Origin of the sequence: Halomonas citrativorans (assembly GCF_900163645.1) — a bacterium.
Classification (GTDB): domain Bacteria; phylum Pseudomonadota; class Gammaproteobacteria; order Pseudomonadales; family Halomonadaceae; genus Vreelandella; species Vreelandella citrativorans.
The window spans coordinates 149,510-160,683 of the sequence record NZ_FUKM01000014.1; the positions used below are offsets into that span (position 1 = coordinate 149,510).

General features: G+C 46.7%; 9 protein-coding genes. All 9 read right to left on the minus strand.

What is annotated here, in order from left to right:
* Positions 1 to 308: 308 nt before the first annotated feature.
* The gene (locus CZ787_RS04040; protein ID WP_087106429.1) at positions 309 to 1,211 is read right to left on the minus strand and encodes a ribokinase; all 903 of its coding nucleotides are present in this window, start codon (positions 1,209 to 1,211) and stop codon (positions 309 to 311) included.
* A 70-nt stretch (positions 1,212 to 1,281) separates the two neighbouring features.
* Entirely contained in the window at positions 1,282 to 2,238 is a 957-nt protein-coding gene (locus CZ787_RS04045; RefSeq protein ID WP_087106432.1) for a D-ribose ABC transporter substrate-binding protein, read from the minus strand.
* Between the two features lie 74 nt (positions 2,239 to 2,312).
* On the minus strand, positions 2,313 to 3,410 hold the full coding sequence (locus CZ787_RS04050; protein ID WP_087106434.1) for an ABC transporter permease: 1,098 nt from the start codon (positions 3,408 to 3,410) through the stop codon (positions 2,313 to 2,315).
* 25 nt (positions 3,411 to 3,435) lie between these two features.
* Positions 3,436 to 4,986: a sugar ABC transporter ATP-binding protein gene (locus CZ787_RS04055; RefSeq protein WP_087106436.1), complete on the minus strand. Its 1,551-nt coding sequence runs from the start codon at positions 4,984 to 4,986 to the stop codon at positions 3,436 to 3,438.
* 9 nt (positions 4,987 to 4,995) lie between these two features.
* Positions 4,996 to 5,640: a DUF2291 family protein gene (locus tag CZ787_RS04060; RefSeq protein ID WP_254908561.1), complete on the minus strand. Its 645-nt coding sequence runs from the start codon at positions 5,638 to 5,640 to the stop codon at positions 4,996 to 4,998.
* Positions 5,641 to 5,686: 46 nt separating this feature from the next.
* Positions 5,687 to 6,793: an MDR/zinc-dependent alcohol dehydrogenase-like family protein gene (locus tag CZ787_RS04065; protein ID WP_087106440.1), complete on the minus strand. Its 1,107-nt coding sequence runs from the start codon at positions 6,791 to 6,793 to the stop codon at positions 5,687 to 5,689.
* A 429-nt stretch (positions 6,794 to 7,222) separates the two neighbouring features.
* Positions 7,223 to 8,200, minus strand: a complete 978-nt coding sequence (locus tag CZ787_RS04070; protein WP_087106443.1) for a sugar-binding transcriptional regulator — start codon at positions 8,198 to 8,200, stop codon at positions 7,223 to 7,225.
* 87 nt (positions 8,201 to 8,287) lie between these two features.
* Entirely contained in the window at positions 8,288 to 10,018 is a 1,731-nt protein-coding gene (locus CZ787_RS04075) for a dihydroxyacetone kinase family protein (RefSeq protein WP_087106445.1), read from the minus strand.
* A 106-nt stretch (positions 10,019 to 10,124) separates the two neighbouring features.
* Positions 10,125 to 10,598 (minus strand): RpiB/LacA/LacB family sugar-phosphate isomerase, encoded by a 474-nt coding sequence (locus CZ787_RS04080; RefSeq protein WP_087106447.1) that lies wholly within the window; start codon positions 10,596 to 10,598, stop codon positions 10,125 to 10,127.
* Positions 10,599 to 11,174 lie beyond the last annotated feature (576 nt).

Genomic DNA, 11,174 nt, shown 5'->3' on the forward strand with positions numbered 1-11,174 from the left:
ATGTCGTATCCACAACTGCAGACAATATAAATAAACTCATGGAAAAATGGTCAACCAATATTGAAAGACAGAGAAAGCCAGGGTGCTCTCAAGGTCTGGGCATGTTCGAGATAAACACACACTCAAACCCATGATGTGGACATACTGAGAGGAAGAAAAAGGCCGGAAGATCAGCGAAAAAATAAAAAGCCAACGAGCGAGATATCATCGCATCCAATTAATATTAGTCACCAATACATGTAACAACCGCATCCCTACGCGTGCACAGGGCGGATAAATCTTAGCCATTAAAATATTAAAAAAGCACTTTACATCCCTTCTTGCCGCATCAGCCGATCGACCTCTTCTGCCTTTGGGATACTGCTGGCAGCGCCCCGGTATTGAACGGCTAACGCGGCGGCTGCCGTTGCTCTTTTGAGGCACTCAAATGGCTCAGCGCCCGCCTGGCGAGCTGCAAGAAAATAGCCCACAAAGGTATCACCCGCCGCTGTGGTATCAATAGCTCTCACCGGTAAAGCAGCTTGAAAATAAGTTTCACTATTATATAAGTACCATGCACCCTCGCTTCCCAAGGTCAGTACTATCTCGGCACTGCCCAGTTTATTTCTTAACTTTCGGAGCAAGTCTGATGCACTCGACTCTATCGGCATTTCTAATAAAGAAGCGGCTTCAGTGCGATTAAAAAAAAGCAACTTGCATTGATCCAGGGGTAATTCTGATACATCTGCGGTCATGGGTGCGGGATTAAATATAACGTTACAACCATGGCTAACTGCAAGCGGAATAATATAGCCAAGTCCATCACACTCGTTTTGAACAAGTAACGTATCTCCCGACTTCACTTTAGATAGCAAAAATGCCAATCGCTCTTTTTCAGCTCCGTGATTAACACCAGGAAACAAAATTATAGAGTTCTCCCCTTGCTCATCAATCTGAACAACAGCATGTCCACTAGGCTGCTGGGTTAGCTCTATATCACATACATTTACTCCCGCCCTTTTTAGCTCTTCAACCGCCCAAGCATCTTTTGAAGACACTCTACCCCAATGGCTTACCAAACCGTTAGCGCATGCTATTGACAGCGATTGATTTGCGCCCTTACCGCCTAATCCAACACTGTGCCCGTCGCACCTTTGTGTTTCTCCGGGACGAACAAAATATGGAACGTGATAGATATAATCGATATTAATCGAACCATAATTATAAATCATCAACTCTTCTCTTTATTAAAAAGGCCAGCCAGTATAAAACTGACTGGCCTTTAGATCGCTTTCTGACCACTTATCCTTCTAGTACGAAGGGCGCGATATAGTCATCAACATTATCTGGTGTAATAAGGATACAGTCATAAAGTTGCTTTTCATTATCCAGACCAGTTTCACCTGTATTAATATAATTATCAGCAATTCTAACGGCATCTTCTGCAAAGACAGCTACTGGCTGCAAGACTGTATAAGCCAACTCACCAGAACGAACTGCATCAACGGCATCAGGAGAACCATCGAACCCACCAACTAACACACCGTCCAGCAGGCCCTCTTGTTTGAGAGCCACGATAGCCCCTAGCGCCATTTCATCGTTACCGCTGATGACACCACTAATATCTGGGTGAGAACGCAGCATACTCTGCATCTTATTACGCCCTTGGGTACGATCCCAATTAGCAATATCAGAGGCTACCTGGGTTAGATCAGGGTACTGGCTCAAGACAGTCTCATACCCATTAGAGCGGGTTGCGGCATTATTATCTGAAGGCGGACCTTCTAATTCTATATAGGTCCCTTCCCCGTTCAACTGCATTGCCCATTCTTGTGCTCCTAGTGCAGCCCCTTGAGCATTGTTTGAAACTAGCTGCGCCTTAGCTAATCCTTGCTGATTTATTTCAGCATTAATTATAAATACAGGAATTCCTGCGTCGACAGCCCTACGGACAGCGCCAATGGAGCCATCTGCATTAGCAGGATCCAAAATTATAGCCTCAGCCCCATTGGTAATAGCCGTGTCCACCTGATTGCTTTCCGTATTAGTATCACCTACATGTGAACTGACATTTGCTGTGTACCCTAATTCTTGTGCGGTGCGCTCAGCAATTGCTCCTTCTGTTTGCCAGTAGGGGTTAGACATATCATTCACAATAATAGATATTAACCCTTTATCCTGAGCCACAATAGAGCCACTTACTAGCATTGACATGCTGGCAAGCGCTGTTAGAGCTAGCTTTTTACTTTTTGGAAACATACATCACCTCATAGTTATGATTATTAGAGCTTCTGCGTAGCCCTTAGCAGGCCATACTTCTAAGCAAAACCACGCTAAGCGGCTGTTGCTTCAGAATTTTTATCTTTTGAATCAATTTGTTTTTTCTCTAACTTTTTAGAAGACTTATTTTTGGCACTGTACTGAATGTTATTAAGCATGACGGCAAAAACAATAACACTTCCTGTAAACACCATTTGCCAGTAGGCAGAAACCCCAATGATTACCAAGCCATCTGCCAGGAAGCCAATTACAAATGCACCCAGCAGAGTATTTCTTACTGAGCCGCGCCCACCCATTAGTGAAGCACCCCCTATAACGACTGCAGCGATTGCCGTTAATTCATAGGTTGTTCCGGCTGTGGGTCCTGCTGACGTTAATTGAGAGGCAAGAACAATCCCAGCCAAGGCAGCGCATACACCGGAAATAATGTAAACAGAGAGCTTCACTCTATTAACAGGCACACCCGATAACTCTGCCGCGCGTGCATTACCACCCGTTGAGTAGATCCAGCGGCCAAACGGTGTGCGACTTAACGCCAGCATGCATACAATAGCCACAAAAAAGAGGATCAGAACTCCCACAGGAATCCCCAATAATTTGTTAAAACCAAGCCACTCGAACCCCGTATTACCTAATGCAGGATCGCCACTCAAGCGATTAAAAGTCAGGCCATCAGTCAATAACAATGCTGCGCCGCGGGCAACATACAACATGCCCAAGGTGGCAACAAAAGCAGGTACTTTAAAATAGGCAACCAGAACACCGTTAATACTTCCGACCAACCCACCTAGTAAACACGTAAGCACTACAACAACCCACACGGAGGGAAAGAACGCTAAATTAAGCGCCTCAATCTCAACCCCCTCTAGTAGCATGCCGGCAAATACTCCGCACAGCGCCAATGTAGAGCCTACCGACAAATCTATACCGCCTGTTAGGATGACAAACAGCATTCCTATACCTAGCAAACCGAAAACAGCTACGTGCGAGGACATCGTCAAAAAATTGCCCGTCGAGAAATAAACAGGCGAGAGAATAGAAAAGACGATAATAATCGCGATCAATGCAAAAAAGGCCCTACCTTCCAATAATATCTTGATGATATCAATGCCGCCCTTTTTGCCTTGTGATCCGTTGTTGTAATGAGACATGTTAAACACCTATCCGATTGAATACTCACGCGGCAACTGATTCGCCTGAAGCGGCCATAATTTCTTCCTTTGATACGCCAGGTCCGAATTCAGCAGAGATTCGCCCCTTGCTCATCACTACAACCCTATGCGGTATGCTTAAGCACTCGCTTACTTCAGATGTTGTAAAAACGACTGCCAAGCCCTCGCGTGCCCCTTCACTGAGCAGCTTGAAGACCTCTGCTTTCGCGCCAATATCAATACCTCGGCTCGGTTCATCAAGCATGAAGACGTCAGGATTGGTTGCCAGCATTTTACCGATAACAACTTTCTGCTGATTGCCTCCAGACAACGAGCCAATTTCAGCCTCACCACCATCTGTTTTGATATGTACCTTATTGATGGCTGAAGCAACCATTCCCTCCTCTAAGCTGGATGAAGTAAGTCCTTTGCGAGTAAATGCATTGATGCTAGCCAGCGACAAATTACGCCCGACTGTCATGGTTGCCACCAATCCATCCCGTTGGCGGTCCTCCGGTACTAGCACCAAACCTCTTTCTATTCGCTGTGCAATGTTGTAATGCGATACCTCTTGTGACTGGAGCAATATTTTCCCTTCCGACTGCCTTACTCGCCCAGCAACACACTCTAGTAGCTCTGTTCTTCCTGCCCCCATCAATCCATAAATACAGACTATTTCTCCCGCACGAACATCAAGTGACAAGTCATCCACCACATAGCGATCTGCGACATTATCGTCACTTACGCAAAGGTGCTGAATAGAAAGCGCTATGTCTCCTTGCTCATACCCTTCCGGGGGTGAGCCAAGATCAAAACTCTCGCCCACCATGTGCCTTACAATCCATTGAAGATCGATTTCGCAGCGCGGGGCATAGGCGGTCATAACGCCATCACGCAGAACAACAGCATGGTCTGTAATTTGCAGCGCTTCCTCTAAGTGGTGTGAGATATAGACAATCGATACACCCTTGCTTTTGAGATCCCGGACTACTTTGAATAGTGTCTCAACCTCCGACGCGCTTAATGCAGAAGTCGGCTCATCCATGATGAGAATGCGGGATTTTTTGGACAGCGCTCTAGCGATTTCAACAATCTGTTGTTGACCCACACGCAGATCTTCGACCGGCGTCAAGGGGTGAATGGGCTCATCCAGCTCTTTCATTAACAACTCAGCCTGACGTGCCTCTTCGCTATAGTCGACGCTACCACTAACTTTAGTGAGCTCCCGCCCCATGAAGATGTTATCGCGGACATTCAAATTAGGAGCCAAACTTAGCTCTTGGTGAATGATAGTAATACCTAATGCTTCCGCATCAGATGGTGAAGAAAAGCAAACATTTTTTCCTTCAAGAACAATATCTCCAGCTGTCTGAGGGATGACGCCAGACAAAATTTTCATCAGTGTAGATTTTCCCGCCCCATTTTCGCCAAAAAGCGTAGTCACCAGTCCTCGGTGTATATCGAAATTGACTTCTTTAAGGGCTTGCACTGCACCAAAACGTTTTTCAACATTACGTGCAGAAAGGATCACCTCACGTGAAGTCGTTTTAGCTGTCGATTTCTGATTGTTATACATAGCTACTCCTTAGTCAGTGATCGCTATGCTCACCGGAGTAATTAGCCAGTTCTTTGGATTAATCATGTTAAAGGAGCCAGCGATTACTAATGTTTTTCCCGTTAAATCCTGCCCTGCCATTTCCGAAAGTATCTGACGCTTCATTTCTTCATTTAAAGCAGCACCTGCATTTTGATACTCAATCTGGTTGGTAAAATCACTAAACTGAATATCACCAGTGGTATCGCGAAGCGTTGTGCCATTAATCGCCGATCCGGCTTGCACCCGAATAACAATTTCATCGGACATATCAGCGACATTAACGGTGTAAATGCCTGACTTTTCGTCTACGACCACACCTGTTAGTGTCACCGGTATAACATGGCCAATACCTGATGGAACACCGTATTTCTTTCCTGACGCACCGGCACTCTCAAGAGCCTCTGGGGCCAACACGTTTGCTTCTACCGCATTGGTTTCAATGTACTCTTTGATCTCAGGAAAACTTTGTTGTGCAAAGTTTTCTGGTGAAAAACCCACTTCACCTTCAAGCTCAGCAAGGCTTAAAACTTTGGTATCAAATGCCATTAGTGCCATAAGCGCTAGGGCACAAACACCTGCCACATAAACCTTCATACGCTTGTTAGCGGGCAACGAATTTAATGTCGCTGGCATGACCACTCCAGTTATTATTATGCTTATGATAAAAATCTTTCACGACTTACTTCCAGTCTGGAATTAACACCACTTTTAATGCATCGGGATCGTTGCGCATAAGATCTAGCCCCTCATGAAACTTATTCAATGGAAGCTTATGGGTTACTACACGGCTCGTCGGAAAATCATCATTACCAATACCGTCAATAACTAATGGATAGCAATAGGGGCCTAAATGAGCACCCAATATATCCAACTCTTTACGGTCACTAATGATACTCCAATCAACAGTAACAGGTTCTTTAAAAACACTAAATTCAATAAACCGCCCAAGTTTACGAATCATATAAAGTCCCTGCTCTACCGACTTAACTGCTCCGGTAGCCTCAATATAAATATCGCAGCCGTATCCCTCTGTAATACTTTTTACATAGTCGACAACATTAACCTCAGCTGGATTCAGAACGATATCCGCCCCAAACTCTTTGGCCAGCTCTAGTCGTTTATTATTGAGATCCAGGACCACTAGTTTTGAAGGGCCGGATTTTTTAATCGCGCCGATCATTCCTAGTCCAAGCGTACCGGCACCGGAGAGAACCACTACATCACCCAGCTCAACCTGTGCACGTTTAACGGCATGCAGTGAGCAAGCATAGGGCTCAATGAGAACCGCTTTTTCCATCGGGATTTCATCGGGGAGCTTATGGTTAATGGCTTCTTTGGGGAAGACCATGTATTCAGCCATACCACCATTTACATTGTTCTGAAACCCATAGACATCATGCTTTTCACACATCCAATACTGACCCCGGTTACAGAATCTGCATTCCCAGCAGGGCACAATTTGCTCAGATATAACGCGATCACCAATTTCCAAGTGTTTAACGCCTTCACCCAATGCCATTACATGACCTATAAATTCATGCCCAGGAATCATAGGAGCCTTTATATAAGCGGGCTGAGTATCATCTCCCCAAAAGCTGGGTGCGCCTTCGTATGCCTTGAGGTCACCTGCGCAGATGCCGCATGCTTCGACCTTAATCACCACTTCTCCCTCTTTCGCCTCTGGAACAGCAACCTCCTCAAGGCGATAATCACCTGGAGCATAGGCCACGACAGCTTGCATGGTTAGTGGTAATTCAGCGTGCTTGTTGTTATCGGCATTACGCATTGCTCACTCCTAATGTCTCTTATTATGGTTTACAACCTTTCGTACATTACAAAAGATATCACCGTGTACATATGAGTTAAGTACTTTAAGGATAGTCGAGTCAATTTATAATGTAACTTTTCATACTCATACTTTAGGCTAAAGCAATAACAAATTGATTATTAACAATAAAAAAATAAAAAATTAATCAGGCATAAAAGATGACTATATCAGCAATACATGAATTATCTTCGATCATATGATCACAGCCTTATTAAATGCATTGCTTAACTCACGACATCCTTGGCATACCAAAATGCATATGCCATGGACAAAGCGATAAACAAAAGAAGAGACTGAAAAAGGGATTAAGCAGACAACCAAAGCCGCCAAGCACCTGAATAAATTGGGCGTTCAGGTCAGCCAAAAAGCCAATGGACAGGCATCTGCTTATGTCACATTGCGCTGAGTCGCCTCATCAAGGCGCAGAATAGTGTGTGCATTGGTGACGCTGGTCGCTAATGTATCAATCACGCCTGTGCGGAGCGCACCCAAAATACCTACAGCTTTGGTATTCTCACTAGCGATAGCAATAACATCGGGAATTCGCGTAAGGTCCTGAATATTAAGGCCTACTACACGCCCCTGCATGCGTGTATCAGAAGGCTGACCGTGGATATCGATAAAGTCATAGCCCATCATATCCCCCACCGTTCCAGACAGGCGTGCTTCGGCTATCTCCTGAGCAGAAAACCACCCCATGCGCACCATATTGCTATCTTCACTTACGTCACCCACACCAATTAAAGCAGTATCAGCACGTCGAGCACGATCCAGCGTCTGGCGAACAGTGGAATTTTCGTACAATGCGTCCCTTACATCGCCATTTTGCACCAAGGCAGGAGCGTAAAGTGTCTCACTATCGCCGCCAAACCGGCTCGCCAAGCGTCGACAAATATGGTCAGGGTTCATATGCTCACCTGCACGCAGCGATCCGCCAATTGCACAGACAAAAGAAACCTTTAATACCTCTGCCTGAAAAACGTTATCTGCCACGGCGGCTACATTACGCCCCATACCAACGGCGACAATCTGGCCATCAATCAGGCTACGCGATAAGTGATCTGCCACGAGGCTTGCCACACCTGAACGCTGCGCATCCGGATCCGCGTTATCCAAGGCAATTAGCGCCCTCTTGAGGCCAAAACGTCGCTTAAGCTCTTGCTCAATTTCAATACTAACAGCGGGATGCATTCGTACTCGAACATCAACAATTCCCTCTGCTTGCGCCTTTTTAAGCAGACGTCCTATTCGTACTCGTGAATGACCGAGTCGATTAGCAATCGCTTCTTGGGTTTCCCCCTGTACATAGTAGAGAGTCGAAATCTCTGTCATTAAGTCAATGTCAGCAACATCTTGACTATTCATTCAGCATCCGGGAATTGTTTAAAAGCATGGCACGTACTTAAAAACGAGGCGCTCCTACTTAAGCACCTCGCACGAGAACGTATAATGTCAGCTAGGCTCACACTTTTTCAATACAGGGATAAGCGCTTGAATGATCAGCGCGAGCGAAACAGCTCCTGCATCGCGCGTGCCCAGGCTTTTTTCTGCCAACGGGCGTGCCCGCCCCACTCGGGGCAACAGCTTCGCCGTTTCGTCAGCTGCTTTACTAGCAGTGAGTGCGGCAATCTCCCAGCAAGTCACCAGCTCACCGCCTTTCTCAACCTCTCTGGATAAAGCATCGGCGAATGGGGCCAGCACATCAACGAGCGTCTTATCGCCCAGCTCCGCCTTACCAAACGCCATTACCTGATCACGCGCATTTATCACACCTGCCGCCAGGCGCTGGCCCGAGAGCGGCCTATCATTGCCCAGCGACTCTCCCATTGATTTCAGAATCACCCGCCAGATAGCCCCTGACGTACCGCCCGCTTTATCTGACCAGCGCTGCCCTGCCCATTGCAGCACTGTTTGCGCTCCCGCACCTCTATTAAAAGCCTCGTTAGCACCTTCTAGCGCCGCTTTACTACCGCGCTGCATACCGATGCCATGATCACCGTCACCTGCGACGGCATCAATCTGACCCAATAAATCACAATTCCTATTGACGGTATTGGCAAGAACCTCCAGCGACTCGATGACGCCCCGCGCTAACTTGCGAGAAGACTCGCTGGCCTCAGGAATAGCATCTTGCACCACTACCTCTACCTCAGCCGGGTCTAACGCCTCAGCGGGCTTGACACTGCCTTTTCGATAACCAGGCGCATCAGCCGCAGCGGTCCAAAGCGGTTCCATTTGCTGATCAAGCCAGAAAAATGTCAGTGAAACCCCAGCCATATCCAGGCTAGTCACCAGCTCACCCACATCCGGCTCTACAATGTGTATGCCTGCACTCTGCAATAGCTCATCGACCTTACGATAAATGACAAATAGTTCTTCGTACTTTACGGTGCCTAAACCATTAAGCACCACGGCCACGCGGGCTCCGCTGATTTCAATACCTTCAGGAACCTCTTGCAGCAATCGATTAACGAGCATTTCTGCCAGCTCATCCGCGGTGGGAATATCAGCCTCACTAATGCCAGGCTCGCCATGAATCCCCAACCCAATAGCCATCCTGCCCTCAGGCACATGGAAGAGCGAATCATCCGCTCCTGGCAGCGTGCACCCCTCAAAGGCAACACCAAAAGAGCGCGTGCAACGGTTTGCCTCTTTCGCCACCACGACGACTGCTTCAAGCGATAAGCCGTTTTCAGCAGCGGCAGCAGCGGCCTTAAAAACGGTTAAGTCCCCCGCAATGCCACGACGCTTATCTATCTCTTCTAGCGGTGCACTGGCTACATCATCAGTCACCAGCACGATTTCACAGGGAATACCCTCGGCAATGAGGCGCTCTCGTGCCTCACCAAAATGCAGCACATCACCCGCATAATTGCCAAACGAAAGCAGCACACCCCCACCGTTATGGGCGGCTTTAGCCACCGAGTAAACCTGCTGAGAGGAAGGAGAGCAGAACAGGTTTCCCATGACGGCACCATGCGCTAACCCTTGCCCCACCAAACCAGCAAAGGTTGGGTAATGGCCGCTCCCGCCTCCAATTACAACGGCTACCGTACCGGGCTCACTGCGCGTACTGCGCACAACACCACCGGGCACAGCCATCAACTTATCGCGATTAGCAGCCACTAACCCTAAACGCGCTTCTTCAGGAAAATTACTCGGATCATTAAACAGGCGTGTCATTGTTATACCTCCGGGGTGAAGACGTACGGCGTCATCACAGCTTGCATGGTGGTGTTATTGTTAATTTCTGGCTATTAATCAGTCTCGTCATCCCATCAACTTATGATTAGCGGGTTGTTAATCGAGACTCGTACTCTTCAATTTTTGCTATTTTTAATTCGGAAGCACCACCAGAAAAATGATGATTCAAAAAAGTGGAGACAATTAACTTGGCTAATTCTGGTCCCACAACCCTCGCTCCAAGGGTCACAATTTGTGCGTTGTTACTGGTTTGAGCTTTAGCGGCCGAATAAACATCATGCGCTTGAGCAGCCCGTATACCTGGCACTTTATTGGCAGAAATAGCCACCCCGATACCCGTCCCACAGACCAGTACTCCACGATCAAAACGTCCTTCCTTAATGGCCGTTGCCACCTCAAAGGCGACGTCGGGATACAGCACCGGCTCAGCATTAAACGTGCCAAAATCTTCAACCTCGAAGCCTAGCTCACGAACATGGCTGATCAGTATTTCTTTTAAGTCGTAAGCAGCCTCATCGCCACCAATCGCGATTCTGAGAGCAGGCGTTTTATTAGACATTCAGGTTCTCCCCGTACAAGCAATAGAAGCACAGCGGCTGATAACAACAAATATCCAGACACTCTATCCAGCCGCCTACTGATGCCTTCAATCTACCACTAGACGATCATTTGTAAATAGATTGATCATAAGAACAGGAGGCACATTTTAGAGATCATGAAAATATTATAAAAAACATCCATGATAAATGATTGAATAATATATATTTATAGCTAATAAAACTATAAAAACATGATACCTATATACTTTTGTATAGTAACTATCCATTCAAAAACCCCGTCACCATGTTTGACGAAAAGCGCTTAATTATCCAATCATTTGATCAATCACTGTTCATTTTAAAAATAGCGAAAAATGACGTTTTAGATAGATTTTGCGAACACTCGCTGGCGGATGACGTTCGGCTTTTGACAGCGACTAACAGGAACTGGCGTCATTAATCGCGTAGCGCTTTATAACTCGCAGTATCATTTAATCAACAAGACCAAGGCATTATCCTTATGAAAAATCGCTTTACCCTCGCCAATGCCATTCGCGCCCTTTCCATGGATGCTGTTCAGAAGGCCAAGTCCGGCC

Coding starts and splice junctions, on each gene's coding strand:
- CZ787_RS04070 (WP_087106443.1), bottom strand. CDS start 8,200: ATGAATAGTCAAGATGTTGCTGACATTGACTTAATGACAGAGATTTCG.
- CZ787_RS04040 (WP_087106429.1), bottom strand. CDS start 1,211: ATGATTTATAATTATGGTTCGATTAATATCGATTATATCTATCACGTT.
- CZ787_RS04055 (WP_087106436.1), bottom strand. CDS start 4,986: ATGTATAACAATCAGAAATCGACAGCTAAAACGACTTCACGTGAGGTG.
- CZ787_RS04045 (WP_087106432.1), bottom strand. CDS start 2,238: ATGTTTCCAAAAAGTAAAAAGCTAGCTCTAACAGCGCTTGCCAGCATG.
- CZ787_RS04065 (WP_087106440.1), bottom strand. CDS start 6,793: ATGCGTAATGCCGATAACAACAAGCACGCTGAATTACCACTAACCATG.
- CZ787_RS04075 (WP_087106445.1), bottom strand. CDS start 10,018: ATGACACGCCTGTTTAATGATCCGAGTAATTTTCCTGAAGAAGCGCGT.
- CZ787_RS04050 (WP_087106434.1), bottom strand. CDS start 3,410: ATGTCTCATTACAACAACGGATCACAAGGCAAAAAGGGCGGCATTGAT.
- CZ787_RS04060 (WP_254908561.1), bottom strand. CDS start 5,640: ATGCCAGCGACATTAAATTCGTTGCCCGCTAACAAGCGTATGAAGGTT.
- CZ787_RS04080 (WP_087106447.1), bottom strand. CDS start 10,598: ATGTCTAATAAAACGCCTGCTCTCAGAATCGCGATTGGTGGCGATGAG.